The following is a 24,908-nucleotide window of genomic DNA, read 5'->3' as shown; positions in this document are numbered from 1 at the left end:
GGGCCCGCCCCCGGTGACCGGGGGCGGGCCCTTCCTGATGAACCGTTACTTCTTGGCGGCGCGGCCGATCTCCCAGAACCGGAACACGCCGGTGGTGTCCACCGTGCCGTCCACCCCGGTGATGTCGGTGCCCGAGGCGTAGAACGCCTTGTTCTGGAACAGCGGCACCAGCGGCGCGGCGTCGGCGACCAGGTTCTGCATCTGCGCGTAGGCGCCACCGGCGGTGCGGTCGGTCTGCTTGATGCTCTCCGGCACCAGCTTCTGGCTGATCCGCGGGTCGTCCCAGCCGGTGTGGAAGGCGCCGCCCTCGACCACGAGCGGGGTGACGAAGTTGTCCGCGTCCGCGTAGTCCGGGGTCCAACCGACCACGTAGGCCTGGTACTTGCCGTCGATCCAGCCCTGCTGGTAGGCGGTCCAGTCCGACTCCTGCTGGACCGTCACCTGGAACAGGCCGCTGGCGTCCAGCTGCTTCTTCAGCTCCTTGGCCTCAGCCTCGCCGGCCCGGGCCCGGGACCAGGTCAGGCTGAGCTTGACCGGGGTGGCCACCTTGGCGGCGGTGAGCAGCTTCTTGGCCTTGGCCACGTCCGGCTCGCCGTAGTGGTCGAAGAACGAGGTGTTGTGGCCGTTGATCCCGGCCGGGACGACCGAGTAGAGCGGCTGCACGGTGCGCGCGTACACGTCGCGGGCCAGCACCTTGCGGTCCACCAGCTGCGCCACCGCCTGCCGGACGGCCGGGTTGCCGGTCACGGCGTCCTTGGTGTTGAAGGCCAGGAACCGGGTCTCGGCGCTCTCGCCCTCGGCGATCTTGATCTTGCCGGTGCCCGCCAGCTGGTCGTCCTTGAGCTTGGCGGCGGTGGCCGGGTCCAGGCCGTTGTCGGCCAGGTCGATCTCGCCCTGCTCCAGCGCGGTCTTGAGCTGGGCGCCGTCGTCGAAGTAGCGCAGCACGAACTTGTTGTTCTGCAGCTTGGCGTCGCCGTGGTACTCCCCGTTGGCGGAGAGCGCGACCTTGCGCAGCCCGGCGTCGCCGTTGGCCTCGATCGAGTCGATCTTGTACGGGCCGGAGCCGACCAGCTTGTCGTTGGCCAGCAGCGCGTCGGCCGGGAAGACCTGGTGGTCGACGATCGAGCCGGCCGCCGAGGCCAGCTTGGCCGGGAGCACCGCGTCCGGGGTGGTCAGCTGGATGGTGACCTCGGCGGCGCCCTTGGCCTCGACCGACTTGATGGTCGAGAGCAGCGCGGAGGGGCCGTTCTCGTCGTTGATCTTCTGCATCCGGCGGATCGAGAAGACCACGTCCTCGGCGGTCAGCGGGTGGCCGTTGGAGAACTTCAGCCCGCTGCGCAGCTCGCACTTGTAGACCAGCGCGTCGGCCCCGGTGAAGGCACAGGACTCGGCCGCGTCGGGCATCGGGCTGGTGGCCCCGGCGGGGAACTTCAGCAGCGACTGGAAGGTGTTGTTGAGGATCAGCCAGGAGCCGGCGTCGTAGGCACCGGCCGGGTCCAGCACCGTGGTGCCGCTGGTGCTCCCCATCGTGATGGCGCCCTTGTCGTCACTGCCGGTGACCGCCTTCTTGGCGGAGGCGCAGCCCGCGGCCGTCGTGGCGACCAGTGTGGCGCATGCCAGCACGGCCAGTCTGTGGGCTGAAGTCATGCGGAACACGTTCCTTCTGCGGGCTGACCGGGGGTGAACCGGTGGCTGCCGTCGTGCGCCCGCCGGGGTGTGGCGGGACGTCTTCGGTCGGGGTCTGATCGGATGTAGCGTGCCATATCGATCACGCACGAATACCATCCGTCGAGATGACCGGACATTTGATGACGGAGCGTCAGGACCGCGGATCTGGCGAGTTGTCAGCCAATGCCCGTTTTCTCCCGCACACAGCGCTGCCCGCCGTCACCGGTCGGCGACGGCGGGCAGCGCGGGCGAGAGCAATCTCACACCCGGAGCAGCACCCGGAGCTGGGGCCCTCAGACCCGGGCGGCCACTACGGAGCGCAACAGGTCCAGGTCGAGCTGCTCCAGCGAGCGCAGCACCGTACGGCCCGGGCCGGGCTCGATCGGGGCCACCGAGGGCACCGCGATCACCGGGCAGCCGGCCGCCTCGCCGGCCAGCACCCCGGTCGGGGCGTCCTCGACCACCACGCAGCGGCCGGGCTCGGCACCGAACCGGGCCACCGCCGCCAGGTACGGGTCGGGGTTCGGCTTGGTGCGGGCCACCTCGTCCCCCGCGATCGAGAAGGCGAAGTGGTGCCGGCCCAGGCTCTCCAGCACGATGTCGATGATGTGCCGGTGCGAGGCGGACACCAGCGCGGCCGGGATGCCGTGCGCGGCCAGCGTGTTGAGCAGCCGCTCGGCCCCCGGCATCAGCGGGACGCCGCCGGCCAGCAGGTCGACGAAGCGCTGGTTGATCAGCCGGGTCAGCTCGGCCGGGCCGATCCCGACGCCGGTGGTGGCGATCAGGTAGTCCAGCACCCGGCTCATCGGACCGCCGACCACGTGCGCCCGGTCCGCCTCGTTCAGCTCGTGGCCGAGCTCGGCGAAGAGCGAGACCTCCGACTGCCACCAGAAGTCCTCGGTGTCGACCAGGGTCCCGTCCATGTCGAGCAGGACGGCCTGGAGGCCGTCACCGGGCCCGTGGTCGAGCAGCTGGATGGCGGTGGAGCTGGTGGTCATGGTGGGCGTCCTTCCGTCCGGCCGTCCCCGGGGATGGCACAGGCCGGCCCGCTGGTCAGCGGACCGGCCCGTTCAAGGGTGATCCAGGATACGCCCCGCGCACCGAAAGGACGCGAACGGAGCGCGGCATCCTGGTTACCTGGCGTTGAAGTACTTCGCCTCCGGGTGGTGGATCACGATCGCGTCGGTGGACTGCTCCGGGTGCAGCTGGAACTCCTCCGAGAGCACCACGCCGATCCGCTCCGGCTGCAGCAGCTCGGCGATCTTGGCCCGGTCCTCCAGCTCGGGGCAGGCCCCGTAGCCGAGCGAGAAGCGGGCGCCGCGGTACTTCAGCGCGAACATGTCCTTGACGTCCTGCGGGTCCTCGTCGCCGAAGCCCAGCTCGAACCGGACCCGGGCGTGCCAGAACTCGGCCAGCGCCTCGGCCAGTTGGACCGAGAGGCCGTGCAGCTCCAGGTAGTCCCGGTAGGCGTCGGCGGCGAACAGCTCGTTGGCCGCCTCGGAGATCCGGTTGCCCATGGTGACCACCTGCAGGCCCAGCACGTCCTTCTGGCCGCTCTCCTCCGGACGGAAGAAGTCGGCCAGGCAGAGCCGGCGGCCGCGGCGCTGCCGCGGGAAGGTGAAGCGGGTGCGCTCGCTGCCGTCCTGGTTGTAGACCAGCAGGTCGTCGCCCTTGGAGGCGGCCGGGTAGTAGCCGTAGACCACGGCGGCCTCCAGCCAGCCCTCGGTCTGCAGCCGGTCCAGCCACATCCGCAGCCGGGGGCGGCCCTCGGTCTCCACCAGCTCCTCGTACGAGGGCCCGCCGTTGCGCGCCGCCTTCAGGCCCCACTGGCCCTTGAACAGCGCGTCCTCGTCCAGCCAGGAGGAGTAGTCGGCGAACGGGATGCCCTTGACGATCCGGTCGCCCCAGAACGGCGGGGCCGGAACCCGGTTGTCCACCGAGACGTCGGAGCGGATCTGGCCGAGGTTGACCTCCTCGACCTCCTCCACCTCGACCCGGGCGTGCCGGCGCTGCTTGAGCTCCGGCAGCACCGCGCCGGGGACGCCGCGCTTGACCGCGATCAGCGCGTCCATCAGGCGCAGGCCCTCGAACGCGTCCCGGGCGTAGCGGACCTCGCCCTCGTAGATCTCGTGCAGGTCCTGCTCGACGTAGGCCCGGGTGAGGGCGGCGCCGCCGAGGATGACGGGGAAGTCCGCGGCGAGCTGACGCTGGTTCAGCTCCTGCAGGTTCTCCTTCATGATGACGGTGGACTTCACCAGCAGGCCGGACATCCCGATCACGTCGGCCCGGTGTTCCTGGGCCGCGTCCAGGATGGCGGAGACGGGCTGCTTGATGCCGAGGTTGACCACGGTGTAGCCGTTGTTCGACAGGATGATGTCGACCAGGTTCTTGCCGATGTCGTGGACGTCGCCCTTGACGGTGGCGAGCACGATGGTGCCCTTGCCCTCGTCGTCGGACTTCTCCATGTGCGGCTCCAGGTGGGCCACCGCGGTCTTCATCACCTCGGCGGACTGCAGCACGAACGGCAGCTGCATCTGGCCGGAGCCGAACAGCTCGCCGACCACCTTCATGCCCGCCAGCAGGGTCGAGTTGACGATCTCCAGCGCCGGACGCTCCGTCAGCGCCTCGTCCAGGTCGGCTTCGAGGCCCTTGCGCTCGCCGTCGATGATCCGGCGCTGCAGCCGCTCCTCCAGCGGCAGCGCGGCCAGCTCCTCGGCCTTGGAGGCCGCGCTGGAGGCCATGCTGACGCCCTCGAAGAGCTGGAGCAGCGTCTGCAGCGGGTCGTAGGCGTCCTCGGTGTCGGTGGCCGGGCGGCGGCGGTCGTAGACCAGGTCGAGCGCGACGGCGCGCTGCGCCTCGGGGATCCGGGCCATCGGCAGGATCTTGGAGGCGTGCACGATCGCCGAGTCCAGACCGGCCTCGACGCACTCGTTCAGGAAGACCGAGTTGATCACCTGGCGGGCGGCCGGGCTGAGGCCGAAGGAGATGTTGGAGAGGCCGAGCGTGGTCTGCACGTCGGGGTGACGGCGCTTCAGCTCGCGGATCGCCTCGATCGTCTCGATGCCGTCCCGGCGGGACTCCTCCTGGCCGGTGCCCAGGGTGAAGGCCAGGCAGTCGACCAGGATCGAGCCCTCGTCGACGCCGTACTCGGTGGTGAGCTGGGTGATCAGCCGCTCGGCGATCGCCACCTTCGTCTCGGCGGTGCGGGCCTGGCCCTCCTCGTCGATGGTCAGCGCGATCAGGCCGGCGCCGTGCTCGCGGGCCAGGCCCGCGATCCGGCCGAACCGGGTGTCCGGGCCGTCGCCGTCCTCGTAGTTGACCGAGTTGAGCACCGCCCGGCCGCCGAGCGCCTCCAGACCGGCCCGGAGCACGTCCGGCTCGGTGGAGTCCAGCACGATCGGCAGGGTGGACGCGGTGGCCAGCCGGCCCGCGATCTCCTTCATGTCGGCGACGCCGTCGCGGCCGACGTAGTCGACGCAGAGGTCGAGCAGGTGGGAGCCGTCGCGGATCTGGTCCCGGGCGATCTCCACGCAGGCCTGCCAGTCGCCGGCCAGCATCGAGTCGCGGAACTTCTTCGAGCCGTTGGCGTTGGTGCGCTCGCCGATCGCCAGGTAGGAGGTGTCCTGCCGGAACGGCACCGGCTGGTAGAGCGAGGAGGCGGCGGGCTCGGGCTGCGGGTCGCGGACGACCACCGGGCGGCCCTGGACCCGCTCGACCACCGCGCGCAGGTGCTCGGGGGTGGTGCCGCAGCAGCCGCCGACCAGCGAGAGGCCGTACTCCCGGGTGAAGGTGTCGTGCGCCTCGGCCAGCTCGACCGGGCTGAGCGGGTAGTGCGCGCCGTTCTTCCCGAGCACGGGCAGGCCCGCGTTCGGCATGCAGGAGAGGCCGATCTTCGCGTTCTTGGCCAGGTAGCGCAGGTGCTCGCTCATCTCGGCCGGACCGGTCGCGCAGTTCAGTCCGATGTAGTCCACGCCGAGCGGCTCCAGCGCGGTGAGCGCGGCGCCGATCTCCGAGCCGAGCAGCATGGTGCCGGTGGTCTCCACCGTCACCTGGACCAGCACCGGCAGGTCCAGCCCGGCCTCGGCCAGCGCGCGCTTGGAGCCGAGGATGGCGGCCTTGGTCTGCAGCAGGTCCTGGCTGGTCTCCACCAGCAGCGCGTCGGCGCCGCCCGCGATCAGACCGGCGGCGTTCTTCTGGAAGCCGTCCCGGAGCAGCTCGTACGGGGCGTGGCCGAGCGTCGGCAGCTTGGTGCCGGGGCCGATCGAACCGAGCACCCAGCGCGTCCGGCCGTCCTGCGCGGTGAAGGCGTCGGCGGCCTCGCGGGCGACCCTGGCACCGGCCTCGGAGAGCTCGAAGACCCGCTCCGGGATGTCGTACTCGGCCAGCGCCGCGTGGTTCGCACCGAAGGTGTTGGTCTCCACGCAGTCGACGCCGACCTCGAAGTAGGCGTCGTGCACCGCGCGGACGATGTCGGGGCGGGTCAGGTTGAGCACCTCGTTGCAGCCCTCGAGCTGCTGGAAGTCCTCCATCGACGGGTCCTGCGCCTGGAGCATGGTGCCCATCGCGCCGTCGGCCACCACCACCCGGGTGGCGAGGGCTTCGCGCAAGGCGTTCGCGCGGTCTTGAGCTGCGGACGAGGGGACGACGGTGGCCATGCGGCTGCTCCCTGGGTGCGACGGCTGTCGGCTTTGCGACCCCTCCCATTTACGGGGACGCACGCGGTCAGCGTATCCGGACACCCGCCCGGGCCGAGAACCCGTTTCGCATCCTGAGCGTCCTCTGCCCACAAGGAGGACAAATGATCAGTTCGATGAGGCGGCGATTCCGGGCCAGGCCGAAGTGGCAGAAGGTGCTGCTCCCGGCCGTGCTGGGGCTGGTGCTGCTGCTGGTCCCGGTGGCTTCGGCGGCGGCCGCGCTCCGGCTCCAGTACGCCGGCGAACCCTCGACCGAGGCCCGCACCCGGGGCCGGGACGCGCTCTGGCTCGGGCACGCCTGGGTCGACGGACGCAAGGGGGAAGCGGATGTCGAGGGGTTGACGCGGCTGCTCGCCGGGACCGGGATCCGGGACCTCTACGTCCACACCGGGCCGTTGGAGTTCGACGGCTCGCTGCGCGCGAACCGCTACCCGAGAGCCGCGCAGTTCCTCGCCGAGGTGCACCGGGCGATGCCCGGGGTACGGGTGCAGTCCTGGCTCGGCCAGGAGGTGGCCCCGGAGAAGCCGGGGCTGCACCTGGACCGGCCGGAGACCGTGGACCGGATCGTGGCGGCGGCCGGGCAGGTGCTGGACGCCGGCTTCGACGGCGTGCACTACGACATGGAACCCGTCCGCCCCGGCACGGCGGGCTTCCTCACCCTGCTCGACCGCACCCACGCGCTGACCACCGCGCGCGGCGTGCCATTCTCCGTCGCCGCCCCGCAGATCGACCCGCTGCCCGGGCTGCACCGGATCACCACCGGGGTGACCGGCCACGGGAAGTGGTGGCCCCAGTCCTACTTCGCCGAGGTCGCCCGCCGGGTGGACCAGGTCGCCCTGATGTCGTACGACACCGGGATGCCGCTGGAGTCCCTGTACGGCGGGTACGTGGCCCAGCAGACCACGCTGGCACTGGAGGTGACGCCCCCTCAGGTCGACCTGCTGATGGGCCTGCCCGCGTACTGGGACGACACCTCCAGCCACCGGGGCTCGGCCGAGACGGTGGCCGCCGCCGTCCGGGGTGCCCGACTCTCGCTCGACCGCGAGGCGCCCGGGCGGCAGGCCTTCGGCCTGGCGCTGTACGTCGACTTCACCGCCACCCCGGCACACTGGGCGGCGTACCGGGAGGGGTGGCACTGAGACCCCGGCGGACCGGCCGCCGCTGACCCGAACGGCCGCCACCCGTACGGATGGTGACCGGCCGACAGCGGAGCGTCTACCATGGTTCGCGCACGACCACCCGTCGCCGTCGGCAGGAGGAACTCCGTGGACACGGTCATCGTCCAGCTGCCGCCCCGCCGGGGTGACGCCCCGTCGGACCGGCCCCGACTGCTGCGGATGGGCCCCGGCGAGCAGGCGGACTTCGGCCGGGGCGCACCGGACTGCCCGGTCGCGATCGAGCTGGCCGACCAGGGGGTCTCCCGCCGGGCCGGCGAGGTGACGGCGGCCGAGGACTACTGGCGGCTGTCCAACTTCAGCTCCACCGCGACCTACGTGGTGGAGAACCTGGAGGGCGCGGGCGAGCACGTCAAGGTGGCACCCGGGCGGCTGGGCGCACCCGTGCCGTTCGAATTCGCCCGGGTGGTGCTGCCCTCGGTCGGCGGGCCGAGCGACTTCAAGGTCTTCGCCCCGCAACACGCCTATCTGGACGGGCTGCCCTCGCACAAGGACGGCGAGCTCACCGTCAGCCCGTTCGCCCTGGACCCGACCGCCAAGTACTTCCTCGTCCTGCTGGCGCTCTGCGAGCCCCGGCTGCGCGACCCCTCGGCGGCGGCCGTGCCCGGGGTGAACGACGTGCTGCAGCGGCTGCACCCGCACCCCGACTGCCGGGCGCTGACCCGATCCGCCGTCAACTACCACATCGACTACCTGGCCGACACCAAGCTCCGGCTCCGGGAGTGCGAGGACGGCGGGCGGACCGGCCGCAAGCGGGAGGAGCTGGTCTCGCTGGCGCTGCGCTTCGACCTGGTCCGGGAGGAGCACCTGGCACTGCTGGCCGCTCCGGCCCCGACCCTGGTCGCCGCCGCCCCGCGCGGCCGCTGAGCCCCGGCCCCGATGGAGCCGCGCGACGCCACCGGCGACGTCCTCGGTAACACCGCCACCGGTGACGCCATCGGTGACGTCCCCGTCGGCTACTCGGTGGCCGGCTACCGGATCTCCGGCCTGATCGGGGCCGGCGCCTGGGGGCGGGTGTACGCGGGGTGCAGCGAGGCCGACGGGAGCCGGGTGGCGGTGAAGGTGCTGCCGCCGGGGCGGCTCACCCCCGGACAGCGCCGGACCCTGGCGGAGCTGACCCGGCGTGAGATCCGCTTCAGCAGGAGGGCCGACCACCCGCAGCTGATCCGGACCCTGGCGGTGGTCACCCTGCGAGACCCGGGACGGCCCGCGCTGGACGGCGCCGTCGCGCTGGTGATGGAGCGGGCCGAGCGCAGCCTCCAGCAGCTGCTCCAGGACGCCGAGCCGGGCCGCCCGCTCCCCCGGGCCGGGCCGATGCTGGCCGAACTGTGCACCGGGCTGGCGCACATGCACGGCCGGGGCTGGGTGCACGGCGACCTCAAGCCGGGCAACGTCCTGCTGATGGCCGACGGCGGTGTCCGGCTGGCGGACTTCGGGCTGACCACGGAGCTGGAGGGCACCCATGCCTACGTCCCTCCGCTCGGCTCGCTGGACCACGTGCCGCCCGAGTGGTGGTCCCAGCGCTCGGGGCCGCGCGGCATCCAACTCCGGCCCGGGGCCGACGTCTGGGCCTTCGGGGTGCTGGCCCATCAGATGCTCACCGGTGGGCTGCACCCCTTCCTCGGTGCGACCGCCCGGGCCCGGGGGCTGGCCGCGCAGGCGTACGCCCGGGGTGTGACGCCGCTGCGGCTGGACGAACGGCTGCCGGCCGGGTGGCGGGCGCTGATCGCCGACTGCCTGGCGGTGGACCAGGCGGTACGGCCGGAGGCCGGCCGGCTGGCGGCCCGCTTGTGGGCGCTGCAAAGTCCACCCCCTCGACGATGGAACCGGATCGGCCGCCTGGTGACGGTCGCTCTGCTGGCCGCCGCCCCGGCGGCCGGTTGGGCCGGCCTGCCCGGGCGGGTCTCTCCTCCGCCGCCTGCGGCGCCGGTGGCCGGCGCCCTGCCACCGGACGCCGACGTGCCGACCGCGTTGCGCGAGCCGATCGACCGGGCCGCCCGGGCCTGCCCCGAGCCGGAGATCAGCCCGGCCTTCCTCGCCGCCCTGCTCAAGGCGGAGAGCGGCTTCGACCCGGCCGCCGCCCGCCCGGAGACACAGGAGTACGGGATCGCGATGTGGACGCCCTCGGTCTTCAAGGCCTGGGCGCAGGACGGTGACGGCGACGGCCGCAAGGACTACATGTCGGCCCCGGACGCCATCATCACCATGGGCAACTACGTCTGCTGGCTGGACCAGCAGCTCAAGCGCCGGGGCACCGGCGGCGACCTGCACGGGCTGGTCGCCGCCGGGTACCGGACCAGTGACAAGACGGTGGCCGATGCCGGCGGCGTCCCCGAGCGAGTCCGCCCCCATGTCGACCTGGTGCTGCGCTACCTGGCGCAGTACGGGGGCTGACCGCTCGTCAGCCGACTGCTTGTCAGCCGACCGCCGGCGGGCCGGCCGTCAGCAGTAGGGCAGCCCGGGGACGGGCTGGTCGTTGCCGCCGCCGGAGATGTAGACCGCGTTCACCCAGACGCCCTTGTTGCCGCTGTCGTCGTCGGTCTTGCCGTACCAGACGTTGTAGTAGTCACCCTCGTACATCCGGGTGCCCTTCGCCTGGCAGTAGAAGTAGTTCTCCCCCGCGTTGAGCGTGCCGGCCCGGACGTTTCCCGGCCAGAAGCTCGGGGCGGTCTTCCACACGTGGCAGTTGTACTTCCCGCCGCCGATCCCGTAGCAACCGCTCGCCGCGTCAGCGCTGACGGCGGTGGCTCCGAGGGAGGCGATGCCGAGCGCGATCGCGGCACCGGCCATGGCCAGCCTGCGTACACCGAACATGAGGACTCTCCTTGCTGGTCGCGACGCGGACTCTCCCGCGCCGAGACTCAGCGAACCACCGGGCTGGACTGCCCGGTACCTGACACCTGTCAGGGTCCCCTGGCGGAGCCAGGCGGAGTCAGGCCGGGTCAAGTGGCGTCCGGTGCAGGGCGATCAGCAGCCGCCAGCTCCGGCCGGCCAGCTTCTCCGGCGTCGCGGCGATCCCCCCGTGCAGCCAGTCGGCCAGCAGCCCGGTGAAGGTCGCGGCCACCGCGGTGGCCACCAGGCCGGCCTGCGGCGCACCGGCCAGCTCGCGCTCCCGCCGACTGTACTCGCGCAGCTCACGGTGCATCAGTTCGCCGAGCGGACCGCCGCCCTCGGGGGTGAGCAGCGCCCGGTACAGCGGGCCGTGCCCGGCCAGCGTGCCGAGGAAGCGGGCCAGCGCGGGCGGCGGCACCGCCGGGTCGGGCAGGCCGCGCCAGGCGTGCAGCGCCTCTACCCCGGCCCGGACCACCTCGGCGCAGGCGTCCACCGCGAGCGCCTGGAGGTCGGGGTAGTGCAGGTAGAAGGTGGCCCGGCCGACGCCCGCCCGCCGGGTCAGCGCGGCCACGCCGAGCTCGGCCAGCGGCCGTTCGGCGCACTCGGCGAGCAGCGCCGCCCGCAGCCGGGACCTGGTCCGCTCGGTCCGCGGGTCCTGGTCTGGCCCCGCCTGCCCCGGGCCCGTCTGCCCCGGGCCCGCCTGCCCCGGCCCCACCTGCTTGGGGCTCATCCGGCCACCAGCACCGCGGCCAGCGCGATCGCACCGGGCAGCGCCTGGGCGAACAGGATCCGCCGGTTGGCGGTGGCCGCCCCGTACAGCCCGGCAACCACGACGCAGCCCAGGAAGAAGACCTGCACCCGGTGGCCGGTCGGGTCGCCGGCGATCAGGCCCCAGACCAGTCCGGCCGCCAGGAAGCCGTTGTAGAGCCCCTGGTTGGCGGCCAGCGGGGCGGTGGCCCGGGCCATCCCGGCGTCGAAGCCGGAGAGCTTGCGCCCCGGCCCGCGCTCCCACAGGAACATCTCCAGCACCAGGATCCACGCGTGCAGCGCGGCCACCAGGCCGACCAGGACGTTCGCGGCGATCTGCATGACCGTCTCCTTCTCGAGTCCGAACTTCATGGACAACTGTCCATGATTCCTGGACATCTGTCCAGTTTCCCCGATAACTGACTGTGTCGCGGCAGCCGCGCCGGGATAGGCTCGACCCCTCTCGGCCGAGGCATCAAAGCTCGTAGGCTGGGCAGGTAGGGACCATGGAACGGACCGTTCCATGCGGAGTCAGGTCCGGAGGGAGACGCTGGGTGATCGAGCTGGAAGATGTTCCCGAGTTGATCGACCCGGTGATGGTCTGCGCGTTCGAGGGCTGGAACGACGCGGGAGACGCCGCTTCGGCGGCCGTGGGGCATCTGGACGAGACCTGGGGCGGCAAGGTGTTCGCCGCCCTCGACGCCGAGGACTACTACGACTTCCAGGTCAACCGGCCCACGGTCTGGCTGGACGGCGGGGTGCGCCGGATCACCTGGCCGACCACCCGGCTCTCGGTGGTCCGGGTGACCGAGCCCAAGCCGCGTGACCTGGTACTGGTCCGGGGCATCGAGCCCAGCATGCGCTGGCGCTCGTACTGCAACGAACTGCTCGGCTTCGCCCACGAGTTGGGCGTCGAGCTGGTGGTGATCCTGGGTGCCCTGCTGGGCGACGCCCCGCACAGCAGGCCGGTGCCGGTCAGCGGGGTCACCTCGGACGCCGACCTGGCCCGGACGCTGGACCTGGAGGAGAGCCGCTACGAGGGCCCGACCGGCATCGTCGGGGTGCTCCAGGAGGCCTGCGCGCACGCCGGGGTGCCGGCCGTGACGCTCTGGGCGGCGGTGCCGCACTACGTGGCCCAGCCGCCGAACCCGAAGGCCTCGCTGGCGCTGATCAACAAGCTGGAGGACCTGCTCGACCTGCGGATCCCGCCGGGCGAGCTGACCGAGGACGCCCGGGCCTGGCAGCTCGGGGTGGACCAGCTGGCCGCCGAGGACAGCGAGATCGCCGAGTACGTCCAGCAGCTGGAGGAGGCGCAGGACACCGCTGAGCTGCCCGAGGCCTCCGGCGACGCGATCGCCCGCGAGTTCGAGCGCTACCTGCGCCGCCGGGACAACCTGGGGCCGACCGGCGAGAAGCCGGTCTCCGGCCATGCCACCGCCGAGCGCCCGACCGAGCCGGAGCCGCGCACCGACAACCCGCCGGACGAGCCGGAGAGCTGAGCCCGGCCAGCCCGGCTCCGGGCACGGACACGGTGAAGGGCCGTCAGCACCGGTGCTGACGGCCCTTCACCCGTTCAGGTCCGGGTTACAGCGCGACGCCCAGCAGGGCGTCGACCGTGCGCGAGACCAGGCCCGGTGCACCGAGGTCCGTCCCGCCCTCGGCGGCCTGCTGCTCGGCCCAGCGGTCCACCGCCGCGAGCGCGGCGGGGGCGTCCAGGTCCTCCGCCAGTGCGGCCCTGACCTCGGTCAGCAGTGCGTCGGCCGACGGGCCGTCGGGCCGGGAGACGGCCGCGCGCCAGCGGGCCAGCCGCTCCTGCGCGCGCTCCAGGTCGTCCTTGGTCCACTCCCAGTCGCTGCGGTAGTGGTGGGCCAGCAGGGCCAGCCGGATCGCCGCCGGGTCCACGCCGTCCCGGCGCAGCGCCGAGACGAAGACCAGGTTGCCGCGCGACTTGGACATCTTCTGCCCGTCCAGCGCCACCATCCCGGCGTGCACGTAGGCCCGCGCGTAGGGGTGGGTGCCGCTGGCCACCTGGGCGTGCGAGGCGCCCATCTCGTGGTGCGGGAAGGCGAGGTCGGTGCCGCCGCCCTGGATGTCGAACTCCATCCCCAGGTACTCGAGCGCGATCGCGACGCACTCGATGTGCCAGCCGGGCCGGCCGTGGCCGAGCTCGGTGTCCCAGGCGGGCTCGTTCGGCCGGGCGGCCAGCCAGAGCAGGGCGTCCAGCGGGTGCTTCTTGCCCGCCCGGTCCGGGTCGCCGCCGCGCTCGCCGAAGACCGGCAGCATGGCCTCCCGGGTCAGCCCGGAGACCTCGCCGAAGTGCGGGTCGGACTCGACCGAGAAGTAGATGTCGCCGTCCAGCTCGTAGGCGGCGCCGCTGGCCAGCAGCTTCTTCACCAGCGGGACGATCCACGGGATGGACTCGACGGCGCCGATGTAGTGGGCCGGGGGCAGGATCCGCAGCGCGGTCATGTCCTCCCGGAACAGCGCGGTCTCGCGCTCGGCCAGCACCGTCCAGTCCTGACCCGTGGCCACCGCGCGCTCGAGCAGCGGGTCGTCCACGTCGGTGACGTTCTGCACGTACAGGACGTCGTGGCCGGCGTCCTTCCACACCCGCTGCACCAGGTCGAAGGTGTTGTAGGTGGCGGCGTGACCCAGGTGGGTGGCGTCGTAGGGGGTGATCCCGCAGACGTACAGGCGGGCGGTCGGGCCCTGCGGGACGACCTCCCGGACGCTGCCCGTGGCGGTGTCGTGGATTCGGAGGGGAAGCCCCTGACCAGGCAGGGCGGGTACCTCGGAGGCGGGCCAGGAATGCATGGCTCCGACTCTAACCTTGCGATCATTTGAAAGGCTAACCAGTGGACGAGATCGGCCGGAATGAGTTTCCGACCGGTCCTGACCGTTCGGGCCCGGGACCGGTGCTCAGACCGGCGGCCAGGGAATCGACGGCCAGTCAGGGGCGGGCAGCGGGTGCTTCCCGGTGCGACGGAGCTCACCCACCCGGGCCCGGGCGGCGGCCAGCTCGACCGGAGTGAGATGGGGGCGCAGGCTCTCCCCCAACGCGCCCTCCAGCGCCTCGGCCAACCCGGTCAGCACCTCGACCGCCCCGTCCGGCAGCGGCTGACCGGCCCAACCCCAGAGCAGCGTACGGAGCTTGGCGGGCTCGGCGAAGGTGACGCCGTGGTCGATCCCGTACAGCCGGCCGTCCACGGCGGAGATCCAGTGGCCGCCCTTGCGGTCGGAGTTGTTCAGCACCGCGTCCAGCACCGCCAGTCGGCGCAACCGCTCGTCCTCCCGGTGCACCAGCAGCGCGGTCCGGCCGCCGCCGACGTCGGCCCGGACGATCGGCAGCCAGCCCGGCTCGGGGCCGGCCGGGTCCTGCAGGTCGATCAGGTCCTCGGCGGACTCGTCCGGCTCCACCCAGAGCTGCACCGTGCCCGGGCCGTGCGGACCCTCCCGGAGCACGGTGGGCGGGATCAGCCCCCAGCCGGTGGCGGCCGAGACCAGGTAGGAGGCGAGCTCGCGCCCGGCCAGCGTGCCGTCGGGGTAGTCCCAGAGCGGGCGCTCGCCGGCCACCGGCTTGTAGACGCAGGGCGCCGTCCGGCCGTCCAGCGTGACGGTGCAGTAGAGCACCCCGTTGGAGGCGGTGGTGATCCGGCCGTGCACGGCCAGCTCGCCCCGCTCCAGCAGGTCCAGCGCGGTCGGCGGGTCGGCGGCCAGCGCTGCGCTGGCCACCGGGTCGGCCACCGGCACCGTCTCGGCGTTCAGCGCCGGTACCCGTTCGCGCGGGGGCAGAGGTGGCCCTCCGGGTCGAGCGGCAGGTTGCAGAACGGGCAGGGCTTGCGGCCGGCCGCGACCAGGTCGAGCGCCCGCTTGGCGAACACCCGGGCCATCGCCCCGCTCAGCCGGACCCGGAGCAGGTCGGGACCGTGCTCCTCGTCCTCGAACGAGGAGGTGTCGTCCTCGCCCTCCTCCTCGGCCTCGGTCACCGCCTGTGCCTCGACCACCAGGCACTCGTCGTTGCTGTCCCAGGCCAGGGCCATCGTGCCGACCCGGAACTCCTGCTCCAGCGGGAGGTCGAGCGGCGCGGTGTCGATCAGCTCGGCCGGTGCCACGGGCGGGATGTCGGCCTCGCCGTCGGTGCGCCGCAGCGCCTCGTCGAGCACCTGCTCGACCCGCTCGGCGAGCGCCGCCACCTGGGCCTTCTCCAGCAGCACCGAGGTGATCCGCCCGCGCGCGCTGGCCTGCAGGAAGAACGCCCGGGCGCCGGGCTGACCGACGGTGCCTGCGACGAACCGCTCGGGCTGGTCATAGAAGTGGACCTGACGGGTCACTCGCTCGCTCCGGGTTCTCAGACCGACCGGCAAGCTGCGGTCGGCCTTATCGATCGTGGTCTCACCGGTCACCCTACGGCCTGGGCGCCGCAGTTGGGAGACCGGACCGTGGTGGTGCGTCAGGTGATCATCCGGTCTCCGTGAGCACCGGAGTCAGCGGGCGCCGGTGTCAGCGGGCGCCGGTGTCGCCGCCGACCACCGCGTCGCCCTCGTCCCCCGCGGACTCGGCCGGGGCCGGGGCGGGCGCCAGCGAGGCCAGGCTGCCGGTGTCGCCGACCCGGAGCACGAACGGCCGGTGCGGGGTGTACCGGATCGCGGTGACCGAGCAGGGCTCCACCGAGATCCGCTGGAAGTGGTCCAGGTGCAGGCCGAGCGCGTCGGCCACCACCGCCTTGATCACGTCCCCGTGCGAACAGGCCACCCAGACCGCGCCCGGGCCGTGCTCGGCGGCGACCTTCTCGTCCCACTCCCGGACGGCGGCCACCGTCCGGTGGCTCAGCTCGCGCAGCGACTCGCCGCCGGGGAAGGCGGCGGCCGAGGCGTGGTCCTGGACGGTCCGCCAGAGCGGCTCCTTGGCCAGCTCGCCCAGCGGGCGGCCGGTCCAGTCGCCGTAGTGGCACTCGCCCAGCCGCTCGTCCTGCGCCGCCGGGCCGAGCTCGGGGCGGGCCGCCAGCAGCGGGGCCAGCGTCTCGCGGCAGCGCTCCAGCGGGCTGGTCACCGCCTGCACCAGCGGGATGCCCGCCAACCGCTCGGCCAGCCCGGCCGCCTGGGCCTGGCCGGTGTCGTCGAGGTGGACGTCCGGTGTCCAACCGGCGAGCACCCCGGCCGTGTTGGCGGTGGAGCGGCCGTGGCGGACGAGCAACAGGGTCGGCATGGGGCCAGCGTACGACCTCCGGACGGTGCGGCTGCCGGATATGGTGCCCTTTCAGGTCGTCGGACAGCAGAATGGACCGCATGATCGTCGACAGCGCCACCTACCGCGGCGGCCACCGCACCGAGGGGCCCGAGGACTACTCGGACGCCCTGGCGGCCGCCCGGCAGTCCGGCGACGCCTTCGTCTGGCTCGGCGTGGTCGAACCGACCGCCGAGGAACTCGACCTGATCAGCGACGAGTTCGGCCTGCACCCGCTGGCGGTCGAGGACGCCGTCTCGGCGCACCAGCGGCCCAAGCTGGAGCGGTACCCGGACTCGCTGTTCATCGTGCTCAAGACCCTCGGCTACGAGGCCGACGGACACACCGTCAGCACCGGCGAGCTGATGCTCTTCCTCGGCGACAGCTACGCGATGACGGTCCGGCACGGCACCGAGAGCCCGCTCTCCGGGCTGCGGGCCGAGCTGGAGAAGGACCCGGAGCTGCTCGCCCAGGGTCCGGCCGCAGTGCTCTACTCGGTCGCCGACCTGGTGGTCGACCAGTACCTGGAGGTCGCCGCCGCACTGCAGGCGGACCTGGACGACCTGGAGGCCGAGGTCTTCGCCCCCGGCCGCCCGGCCCGCGGGCTGGCCGAGCGGATCTACGCCTTCAAACGGCAGGTCACGGCCGTCCGCAAGTGCACCGGCCCGCTCCAGGACCCGCTGCTCCGGCTGGCCGACGGCAGTGTCCCGGCCCTGCCGGAGAAGCTCCGCCCCTACCTGCGCGACGTGGCCGACCACCTGGCCCGGGTGAACGAGCAGGTGGAAGCGCTGGACCGGCTGCTCTCGGACATCCTGAACGCCAACCTGGCCCAGGTCAGCGTCCAGCAGAACAACGACATGCGGAAGATCTCGGCCTGGGCCGCGCTGGCCGCCGTGCCGACGATGATCGCGGGCGTGTACGGGATGAACTTCGAGCACATGCCGGAGCTGCGGCAGCCCTGGGGCTACCCGGCAGCGGTCGGGCTGATGGTGGCGATCTGCCTGGTCCTGCACCGGGTGTTCAAGCGCAGCGGCTGGCTCTGAGGCCGCCCGCCGGGCTCCCCTGACCAGGCGAACCCGGCCCGCTCCAACGCCTCGCCGCCGGGGCCAGATCCGTTGATCCCGTAGCGAGTACCCGGACGGCGTAAAGCCCTCGTCACCCGTAGGACGTCCTACGGGTGACGCAGCACGTCCGTCCACCGCCGGTCGCGCAGCACCGCCTCGTAGGCCGGCGAGACGGCCACCTCCGGCCTGCCACGTCCGCCGGGGCCGCCCTGCCCGGACTCCGCCTCAGCCTCAGCCTCAGCCGACCGAGGTGAGCAGAGCCGGACGCCCGGGTCGGCGGTCACTCGTACGCCGCGGCCCACGCCTCGGCCGCCTCGGCGAGCCTCACGCGCTGCGGTAGAGCCTCCTCCGCTGTCCGGCTCGCCCACGCGGCACGGATGGTCCGGGCGAACACGGCCAGCCGGTCGGGGTCGGCTTCCCGGTACGCGGCGACGGTCCGTGCAGCTCGATCGGCACCGTCGAAGCTGTGCCCAGCAGCGATCAGCCGGGGCACCCACAGCGCAGCGTCCGTCCACTCCGGCCCCGGGCACGACAGGGCCCAGTCGATCACCCGGACCGAGGCACCTGAGGAGATCAGGTTGAACTCCCCCATGTCCGTGTGCGCCAGCGAGTAGCCGTCCAGAGCCCCCATTCCATCCGTCGGGATGAAGCGGGCCAGGCGGCCACTCAGCGGCTTCTTACGGATCGTCACTGGCCACGGGAAGGAGGACACCACGGCCAGCGTCGCGGCCACGAACGGCAGGTCGGCGGACTCCGGGGAGAAGTCGGGGTGACGGCCGGGCCAGAACTCGTACCCGTAGAAGCTCCACCCGCCGCCCTCCGAACGCCACTTCGGGAACGCTGCCAACGGGGCCGCGGCGGACACGTCCGCCTCGTGGCGGTAGACCCATGCCCCCGGAGCATCCGTCGGTACGCCTTTGACGAACACCTCATCACCGTCCATCTGCAAGAGACTGGCAAACGCAGAGTTGACCCCGTTGTCCGCGCTCTGCGCCTTGACGACAGGTCCGGTCAGAGCCTCGACGGCTTGCCTCGCCTCGGAGGGAAGTCGGTTCCATTCGGTGCGCGCCACTGCTGAGTTCCGATCGTGAGTCAAGGTGGGCCGGGGCCCACAGCGGAGCCCCGGCCGAACGGCGAACCTACTGGCCCGTGAACGGACTGTCGGAGCAGTTGGCATGGCACTGCGAGCAGTTGGCCGACTCGATCTCCGGCCAGAACGTGTCCTCCAGCAGGAAGCCCAGTGAGGCCATCACGTCGATCGCCCGCGCCCGGAGCACCTTCCCGCCACCGTGCTCCTCCGGGTCCAGGAACCCGGGCTTGTGGTGCACCATCTTGCCGAAGCTGGCCATGCACCAGTCGGCGTACGCCTCAGTGTTGAGCACGAAGGCATGCCAGTAGTCGTCCACCTCCGGTGACGGGCTCAGCGGCCGGTCGCTGACCGCACACGCCGTCAGGAAGGCAGCCATCTGACCCACGCCCTGTTCGGTCCGGACCTCCGTCACCTCCGGGTGGTTCGCCCGGTAGGTGACGAGGATCAACTCTCGGACCTCCGGGCTGATCAGGTCGCGCGGGTCCGTGGTGAGAGCCACAGGCGTACGGGTGTCACTCATGGTGCCTACCTCCGTGCGGAGTTGTGAAGTCTCCCGGCAGACGACTGTGTCTGTCGGGCTGTGCAACCCCGTCCGCCCCGGAGCGCGGACGGGAGATCAGGCGCAGCACGGTCGGCGAACCACGCGTGCCCAGGGCATTCCTGCTGCTCATCCATGGCGCTGATGATTGGGCAAGGCACCGGGACGAAGGAACCTCACACGAACCACACTTCGGGACGTCCCACGTCATGTAGAACGTCCCTATGGGCACGGCACCGAATGAACGCCTTCGCGAAGTCATGGCGGGCGGCGGCTGGACACACGCCGCATTGGGCGAGGCCACGGGGGTCGACCCCAAGTCAGTTGAGCGCTGGGTCAACCTCGGTAGAACACCTCGGCGAGTCACAGCCATGAAGGCGGCAGAGACCCTGGGCGAGGACGTTCACGCTCTCTGGCCGTCCCTGCGGCAGGCCCGACCGACGCGGGCCGTCAGCGCTGAACTGGTCACCCTGTACGAGCAGCGTGCCGACGTACCCGCGTCCAGCTTCGTGGAACTCCTCGGCAGCGCCCGGGGACAACTGGACGTGCTGGTGTACGCGGCCGTGTTCCTCCACGAGGCGTATCCGCGTCTCAACGAGCGGTTGAAGCAGCAGGCGGCAGCCGGGTGCCGAATCCGGATCGCCCTTGGTGACCCGGACAGCGACAACGTCCTGCAGCGCGGCCAGGAAGAGAAGTTCGGCCACGGGATCGAGTCGCGGTGTCGGCTCGCGGCCATGCACTACCGGCCATTGCTCGGCGTGCCCGGCGTAGAGGTCCGCGTGCACGGAACAACGCTGTACAACAGCCTCTACCGCGCAGACGACCAGATGATGGTCAACGCCCACGTGTGGGGCGTGAACGCGTTCGGGGCCCCCGTCTGGCACCTACGGCGCGCAGGGGACGGCGGGATGTTCGACACCTACGCTGAGAGCTTCGATGCCGTCTGGTCGACGGCAACGCCCCTGGCGGAAGGCTGACTATGGCACGCACCGAGTACTACGACGACCCGTCGGCCCCGGCCCCGAACAGCATGGTCGTAGCGGCCTCGGCCGTCGTCGCCGACGACGCCGGGCGGATCCTGATGCAGCGTCGGGCGGACAGCGGGCTCTGGGCCCTGCCCGGCGGCGGGATGGAGTTGGACGACTCACTGCCCGGCACGGCCGTCCGGGAAGTCAGGGAGGAGACCGGCCTTGACGTCGAGATCACCGGACTCGTGGGCACCTACACCGACCCCCGGCACGTCATCGCGTACACCGACGGCGAGGTGCGGCGGCAGTTCAACGTGTGCTTCACCGCTCGGGTGGTCGGCGGGAGGCCGGCCGTCTCGGACGAGTCCCTGGAGCTGCGCTGGGTCGCGCCGGACGAGACGGACGGCCTCCCGATGCACCACACGCAGCGACTCCGGGTCCAGCACTACCGCGAGGCCCGGCCGACGCCGTACCTGGGCTGAGTCGGAGAGGTCCCACGGTGGGACCTCGGTCCTGGCGCCGGCAGGGTCCCCAGCGGCCGGGGCGGCTCACGTCGCTGAACGCGGGCGGACCCGGCCGCTGGGGGTGCCCACCGTCAGGCGAGGCCGGCCCGCTCCAGGGCCTCGACGCCGGTGCGCAGGGCGGTGATCCGCTCCTCCAGGGTGAAGCCGGCCGGGGCCAGCGTCAGCGTGGTGACGCCCGCGTCGGCGTAGGCCTGCATCCGGTCCGCGATCCGCTCGGTGGTGCCGAGCAGGGCGGTGGCGTCGATCAGGTCGTGCGGGACGGCGGCGGCGGCACCCGCGTAGTCCTTGGCGAGGTACTTCTCCTGGATCTCGTCGGCGGCCTGCTCGTACCCCATCCGCCGGGCCAGCTGGTTGTAGAAGTTCTTCTCCTTGCTGCCCATCCCGCCGATGTACAGCGCGGCGTACGGCCGCTGGACGTCGGCGGCGGCCTTGATGTCGTCGCCGACCGAGATGGTGACGGTCGGGCAGAGGTCGAAGCCCTCCAGGGTCTGCCCGGCCTTGGCGCGGCCGGCCACCAGCGGGTCGATCGAGAGCGCGGCGTGCTCGGGGGCGAAGAAGATGCCGAGCCAGCCGTCGGCGATCTCGCCGGTCTGCTCCAGGTTCTTCGGGCCGATCGCCGCGATGTACAGCGGGACGTGCTCGCGCACCGGGTGCACCGTCAGCTTGATCGGCTTGCCCGGGCCGCCGGGCAGCGGCAGGGTCCAGTGCGCGCCGTCGTGCACCAGCCGCTCGCGGGACATCGCCTTGCGGACGATCTCCACGTACTCCCGGGTCCGGGCCAGCGGCTTGTCGAACTTGACGCCGTACCAGCCCTCGGAGACCTGCGGCCCGGAGACGCCCAGGCCGAGCCGGAACCGGCCGCCGGAGAGGGTGTCCAGGGTGGCGGCGGTCATCGCGGTCATCGCGGGGGTGCGGGCCGGGATCTGGAAGATGGCCGAACCGACGTCGATCCGCTCGGTCTTGGCGGCCACGTAGGAGAGCACGGTGGCGGCGTCGGAGCCGTACGCCTCGGCGGCCCAGCAGACCGAGTAGCCGAGCCGGTCCGCCTCCTGCGCGACGGCGACGTTGTCGGCGTCCATGCCGAGTCCCCAGTAACCGAGGTTGATGCCGAGTCGCATGTGGATGCCTTCCGGAGAGTCGTGAGTGGCCGCCATGGGAGCGTAGCCGCTGGACCTACTCACCGGTAGGTGTGCCACGGCCGACCCGTCCTGCGGGTCGGCGCGGCACGCCGGGCCCGGTTCGCTACGCTCTGCCGACAAGGGGGCGGCACCTCGCCCACCTGCGTGTCCGCCGGCCGACGGAGGTTCTGCCCGATGGAGAAGCGTCACCTCGGACGGACCGGACTGCGGGTCTCCAGACTCGGCCTCGGCACCATGACCTGGGGACGGGACACCGACGAGCACGACGCCGCCGAACAGCTGAAGACCTTCGTCGACGCGGGCGGCACCCTGCTGGATACCGCCGACGTCTACGCGGACGGCGGCGCCGAGTACCTGATCTCCCGCCTGACGGACAGCCTGATCCCCCGCTCCGAGCTGGTGATCGCCACCAAGGCGGGCAGCGTCCCCGACCCGGACCGCCGCTTCGACACCTCGCGCGGCAGCCTGCTCTCCGCCCTGGACGCCTCGCTGCGCCGGCTCGGCACCGACTACGTCGACCTCTGGCAGGTGCACGCCTTCGACCCGGCCACCCCCGACGAGGAGACGCTGTACGCGCTCGACCTCGCGGTCGCGACCGGCCGGGCCCGCTACGTCGGCGTCTCCAACTACTCGGGCTGGCAGCTCGCCAAGGCCGCCGCCTGGCAGCGCGCGCACCCCGGGCGGGTGCCGCTGGCCGGGACGCAGATGGAGTACTCGCTGCTCCAGCGCGGCATCGAACGCGAGGTGCTGCCCGCCGCCCTGGACGCCGGGGTCGGCCTGATCGCCTCCTCGCCGCTCGGCCGGGGCGTGCTCACCGGCAAGTACCGGCACGGCGTGCCGCCCGAGTCGCGCGGCGCCTCGCCCTATCTGTCCGGCTTCGTCCAGCCCTATCTCGGCGACCGCTCCCGGCGGATCGTGGACGCCCTCGCCACCGCCGCCGACGGGCTGGCCAGCAGCCCGCTCGCGGTCGCGCTGGCCTGGGTCCGCGACCGGCCCGGCGTGGCGAGCGCGCTGATCGGTTCCCGGACGGCCGGTCAGCTGCTTGCGGCGCTGTCGGTGGAGGCGCTTACGCTTCCGGATGAGATCCGCGGTGCGCTGGACGACGTGTCGGCACCGGTGCACCGCTACCCGGACCAAGACTGGACGGAGCTGTAGGAGCGAAGTGGTGGGCGACGTGGAGGAAGTACAGGACGTGGCCGAGGACGCTCCGGAGGTCGGGCCGGCATCTCAGGACGGCGTGACTCCCACTCAGGAGACGGCAGCGGACGGGCCGCAGGCACCGGCCCCGGCTCGGAACGCCGATGCAGTGGCCGCGCTGGCCGAGGCGATCCGGACGGTCGGATCGGGCGGTTCGGCCGGACCGGGCGGGAAGCCCGGGACGGCGGAGGGGGCCGGAGCGGCCGCTCCCGCCACCGACGCGCAGCGCGAGCAGGCACTGCGCGACACCGCCGAGGTGCTCGCCGCCGGCGGCGCCCCGGCCGAGTTCGCCACCGCTGCGGTGGCGCTGCTGGGCGACGGCGCGGCAGCCGCGCTCCGCGAGGACCCGTGGGCCGTGCTCGGGCTGCCCGGCGTCCGCCCCGACCAGGCCGACGGCTTCGCCCGGGGCCTGCTCGGGGCGGAGGCCGGCCCGGGCGACCCGCGGCGGGCGCAGGCGCTGGTGCCGTGGGTGCTGGAGCAGGCCGCGCTGCAGGGCCACTCGGCGATGGAGATCGGCGAGGTGGCGACCGGGCTGGAGAAGCTCGGGCTGCCGGACGCCGCCGCCGCGCTCCAGGAGGTCGTGGTGGACGGCCGGGTGATGGCCTTTCAGGAGGAGCTCCCCGGCCACCGCCCGTCCGACGACGAGGAGGACGAGCCGCCGATGCGGACCCTGCTCGCGCTGGAGCGGCTGGCCCTGGCGGAGGAGAGCCTGGCCGACGGCCTGGTCCGGGTGATGTCCACCTTCGTCCCGGGCACCGACGACGCACCGGCCGAAGCGGACGATGCGGACAGTGCGGACGAGGAGACCGAGGCGGGTGAGGAGGCCGGGGACGGAGACGTTCCCGTCCAGCCCGGCCCGGCCGCCTGGGAGGCGGCCGCCGTGGCCGCCCCGTCCTCCTCCGCGACAGCGCTGGTCCGGGCGGTGGCCGAGAGCGCCGTGGTGCTGCACACCGGCGGCGAGGCCGCCCGGGCGGAGGCCGCCGCGGTGCTCACCGCCGCCCGCGGCCTCGGCCTGCGCGCCTGGGCCGCGACCTGGACAGCGGAGGGCAGAGACGCTCTCCGCGGCTCCACCGACAGCGCCGAGGTGGCCGTGCTGGCCGAGCTGCTGGCCGGCGCCGCCGGCCCCGGCCGGGCGCCGGACGGCTCGCTCGCGCTCGACCTGCTGATCGTGCTGGACGCCCCGCTGCTCGACGTCGAGCTCGCGGCCACCCTGCTGGAGTCGCTGGCCGACGGCACCCGGCTGGTGCTCAGCGGCGACCCGGGCCAGCTCTGGTCCGCCGGCCCCGGCCGCTTCTTCGCCGACCTGCTGGCCGCCAAGGCCTACCCCGCCGTCGCCTCCCGGACGCCGGACTTCGGCCCGATCGGCGAGCTGGTCTCCGCCATCGGCATCGGCGAGCTGCAGCCGGTCGAGGCGCCGGACAAGGAGGTGGTGATCCTCACCGCCAAGGACGGCGGCGAGGCGGTGCACCGCGCGGTGCAGCTGCTCACCGACTCGATCCCGCGCGCGCTCGGCATCCCTGCCGAGCAGGTGGTGCTGCTGACGCCCGGCCACGGCGGCACCGGCGGCACCCGGGCGCTCAACGCGGCGGCCAAGGCCCGGCTCAACCCCGGCCCCGGCCGGTTCGGCGGCTTCGACCCGGGCGACCGGGTGGTGCACTCGCCCGCTCCCGGCGTGGTCCGGCTCGGCCGGGTGCTGGACGGCGACGCCGCCGGGCTGCACCTGGAGCTGACCGACGGCTCCCGGCTCACCCTCTCGCCCGCCCAGGCCGCCGGCCTGCGGCACGGCTGGGCGCTGACGGGCCATCAGGCGGTCGGCCGGCGCTGGCCCGGGGTGGTCGCGGTGCTGCCCGAGGACGCGGCCGCCGGGCTGACCAGGCAGTGGGTGTACACCGCCTTCGGCCGGGCCGAGCGCCATCTCTCCGTGGTGCACGCGGCGGGCCAGGCCCTGCCGCAGGCGGTCGCCGAGCGCCCGGCCCGGCCGCGCACCACCCGGCTCCGCGCCATCCTGGCGGAGCAGGCCGAGCAGTACTAACCCGCACCGGACGGGTA

At 72.7% G+C, this 24,908-nt stretch carries 22 protein-coding genes; 9 read left to right on the top strand and 13 right to left on the bottom strand.

Annotated elements, in window-relative coordinates; all coding sequences use genetic code 11:
• Positions 1-45: 45 nt before the first annotated feature.
• The 3 genes from ABT118_RS24740 to metH form a co-directional block, all read right to left on the bottom strand.
• The gene (locus tag ABT118_RS24740) at positions 46-1,647 is read right to left on the bottom strand and encodes an ABC transporter substrate-binding protein (protein ID WP_350672791.1); all 1,602 of its coding nucleotides are present in this window, start codon (positions 1,645-1,647) and stop codon (positions 46-48) included.
• A gap of 314 nt (positions 1,648-1,961) precedes the next feature.
• Entirely contained in the window at positions 1,962-2,666 is a 705-nt protein-coding gene (locus tag ABT118_RS24735) for an HAD family hydrolase (RefSeq protein ID WP_350672788.1), read from the bottom strand.
• A gap of 135 nt (positions 2,667-2,801) precedes the next feature.
• Entirely contained in the window at positions 2,802-6,323 is a 3,522-nt protein-coding gene (metH, locus tag ABT118_RS24730) for a methionine synthase (RefSeq protein ID WP_350672785.1), read from the bottom strand.
• A gap of 155 nt (positions 6,324-6,478) precedes the next feature.
• On the opposite strand from metH, the gene ABT118_RS24725 reads away from it, so the two are divergent.
• From ABT118_RS24725 to ABT118_RS24715, 3 genes are all read left to right on the top strand, one after another.
• The gene (locus tag ABT118_RS24725) at positions 6,479-7,501 is read left to right on the top strand and encodes a glycoside hydrolase family 18 protein (protein ID WP_350672782.1); all 1,023 of its coding nucleotides are present in this window, start codon (positions 6,479-6,481) and stop codon (positions 7,499-7,501) included.
• 126 nt (positions 7,502-7,627) lie between these two features.
• Positions 7,628-8,404: a serine/threonine protein kinase gene (locus ABT118_RS24720; protein WP_350672780.1), complete on the top strand. Its 777-nt coding sequence runs from the start codon at positions 7,628-7,630 to the stop codon at positions 8,402-8,404.
• Positions 8,405-8,416: 12 nt separating this feature from the next.
• The gene (locus ABT118_RS24715; RefSeq protein ID WP_350672777.1) at positions 8,417-9,931 is read left to right on the top strand and encodes a serine/threonine-protein kinase; all 1,515 of its coding nucleotides are present in this window, start codon (positions 8,417-8,419) and stop codon (positions 9,929-9,931) included.
• A gap of 48 nt (positions 9,932-9,979) precedes the next feature.
• Here the strand turns inward: ABT118_RS24715 and ABT118_RS24710 are convergent, their stop codons facing one another.
• The 3 genes from ABT118_RS24710 to ABT118_RS24700 all read right to left on the bottom strand — a co-directional run bounded on the left by ABT118_RS24710 (position 9,980) and on the right by ABT118_RS24700 (position 11,458).
• On the bottom strand, positions 9,980-10,351 hold the full coding sequence (locus ABT118_RS24710; protein ID WP_350672775.1) for a hypothetical protein: 372 nt from the start codon (positions 10,349-10,351) through the stop codon (positions 9,980-9,982).
• 118 nt (positions 10,352-10,469) lie between these two features.
• Positions 10,470-11,099, bottom strand: coding sequence for a TetR/AcrR family transcriptional regulator (locus ABT118_RS24705; RefSeq protein ID WP_350672773.1), 630 nt, complete (start codon positions 11,097-11,099; stop codon positions 10,470-10,472).
• Positions 11,096-11,458, bottom strand: a complete 363-nt coding sequence (locus tag ABT118_RS24700) for a DUF1304 domain-containing protein (RefSeq protein ID WP_350672950.1) — start codon at positions 11,456-11,458, stop codon at positions 11,096-11,098. The genes ABT118_RS24705 and ABT118_RS24700 overlap by 4 nt, the downstream gene beginning before the upstream one ends.
• Positions 11,459-11,670: 212 nt before the next feature.
• On the opposite strand from ABT118_RS24700, the gene ABT118_RS24695 reads away from it, so the two are divergent.
• A complete protein-coding gene (locus tag ABT118_RS24695; protein ID WP_350672769.1) occupies positions 11,671-12,615 on the top strand; it encodes a PAC2 family protein in 945 nt (314 codons plus the stop codon).
• Positions 12,616-12,700: 85 nt separating this feature from the next.
• Here ABT118_RS24695 and mshC read toward each other — a convergent pair whose 3' ends face one another.
• The 4 genes from mshC to ABT118_RS24675 all read right to left on the bottom strand — a co-directional run bounded on the left by mshC (position 12,701) and on the right by ABT118_RS24675 (position 16,321).
• Positions 12,701-13,930 (bottom strand): cysteine--1-D-myo-inosityl 2-amino-2-deoxy-alpha-D-glucopyranoside ligase, encoded by a 1,230-nt coding sequence (gene mshC / locus ABT118_RS24690; RefSeq protein ID WP_350672766.1) that lies wholly within the window; start codon positions 13,928-13,930, stop codon positions 12,701-12,703.
• 105 nt (positions 13,931-14,035) lie between these two features.
• Positions 14,036-14,833: an SCO1664 family protein gene (locus ABT118_RS24685; RefSeq protein WP_350672948.1), complete on the bottom strand. Its 798-nt coding sequence runs from the start codon at positions 14,831-14,833 to the stop codon at positions 14,036-14,038.
• 44 nt (positions 14,834-14,877) lie between these two features.
• Positions 14,878-15,447: a DUF3090 domain-containing protein gene (locus ABT118_RS24680; protein WP_350672763.1), complete on the bottom strand. Its 570-nt coding sequence runs from the start codon at positions 15,445-15,447 to the stop codon at positions 14,878-14,880.
• Between the two features lie 169 nt (positions 15,448-15,616).
• Positions 15,617-16,321, bottom strand: a complete 705-nt coding sequence (locus tag ABT118_RS24675) for a histidine phosphatase family protein (RefSeq protein ID WP_350672761.1) — start codon at positions 16,319-16,321, stop codon at positions 15,617-15,619.
• An 80-nt stretch (positions 16,322-16,401) separates the two neighbouring features.
• Here ABT118_RS24675 and corA point away from each other — a divergent pair, with 80 nt between their 5' ends.
• On the top strand, positions 16,402-17,382 hold the full coding sequence (gene corA / locus ABT118_RS24670) for a magnesium/cobalt transporter CorA (protein WP_350672759.1): 981 nt from the start codon (positions 16,402-16,404) through the stop codon (positions 17,380-17,382).
• 301 nt (positions 17,383-17,683) lie between these two features.
• Here the strand turns inward: corA and ABT118_RS24665 are convergent, their stop codons facing one another.
• Together ABT118_RS24665 and ABT118_RS24660 are read right to left on the bottom strand one after the other, a co-directional pair.
• Positions 17,684-18,475 (bottom strand): hypothetical protein, encoded by a 792-nt coding sequence (locus ABT118_RS24665; protein WP_350672756.1) that lies wholly within the window; start codon positions 18,473-18,475, stop codon positions 17,684-17,686.
• Positions 18,476-18,542: 67 nt separating this feature from the next.
• On the bottom strand, positions 18,543-19,013 hold the full coding sequence (locus ABT118_RS24660; protein WP_350672754.1) for a UCP032817 domain-containing protein: 471 nt from the start codon (positions 19,011-19,013) through the stop codon (positions 18,543-18,545).
• Between the two features lie 278 nt (positions 19,014-19,291).
• Between ABT118_RS24660 and ABT118_RS24655 the strand changes: the two genes are divergently transcribed.
• Together ABT118_RS24655 and ABT118_RS24650 are read left to right on the top strand one after the other, a co-directional pair.
• The gene (locus tag ABT118_RS24655; RefSeq protein ID WP_350672946.1) at positions 19,292-20,008 is read left to right on the top strand and encodes a DUF5919 domain-containing protein; all 717 of its coding nucleotides are present in this window, start codon (positions 19,292-19,294) and stop codon (positions 20,006-20,008) included.
• Positions 20,009-20,010: 2 nt separating this feature from the next.
• A complete protein-coding gene (locus ABT118_RS24650; protein ID WP_350672752.1) occupies positions 20,011-20,481 on the top strand; it encodes an NUDIX hydrolase in 471 nt (156 codons plus the stop codon).
• A gap of 113 nt (positions 20,482-20,594) precedes the next feature.
• Here the strand turns inward: ABT118_RS24650 and ABT118_RS24645 are convergent, their stop codons facing one another.
• The gene (locus ABT118_RS24645; protein ID WP_350672750.1) at positions 20,595-21,641 is read right to left on the bottom strand and encodes an LLM class F420-dependent oxidoreductase; all 1,047 of its coding nucleotides are present in this window, start codon (positions 21,639-21,641) and stop codon (positions 20,595-20,597) included.
• Positions 21,642-21,836: 195 nt separating this feature from the next.
• Between ABT118_RS24645 and ABT118_RS24640 the strand changes: the two genes are divergently transcribed.
• Both ABT118_RS24640 and ABT118_RS24635 read left to right on the top strand, forming a co-directional pair.
• A complete protein-coding gene (locus ABT118_RS24640) occupies positions 21,837-22,817 on the top strand; it encodes an aldo/keto reductase (protein ID WP_350672744.1) in 981 nt (326 codons plus the stop codon).
• Between the two features lie 82 nt (positions 22,818-22,899).
• Positions 22,900-24,891, top strand: coding sequence for a helix-hairpin-helix domain-containing protein (locus tag ABT118_RS24635; protein WP_350672741.1), 1,992 nt, complete (start codon positions 22,900-22,902; stop codon positions 24,889-24,891).
• The last annotated feature ends 17 nt before the right edge of the window (positions 24,892-24,908 follow it).

It is taken from the genome of Kitasatospora sp. NPDC002040 (assembly GCF_040296785.1).
Classification (GTDB): Bacteria; Actinomycetota; Actinomycetes; order Streptomycetales; family Streptomycetaceae; genus Kitasatospora.
This window is presented reverse-complemented; position numbering and strand designations above follow the sequence as displayed.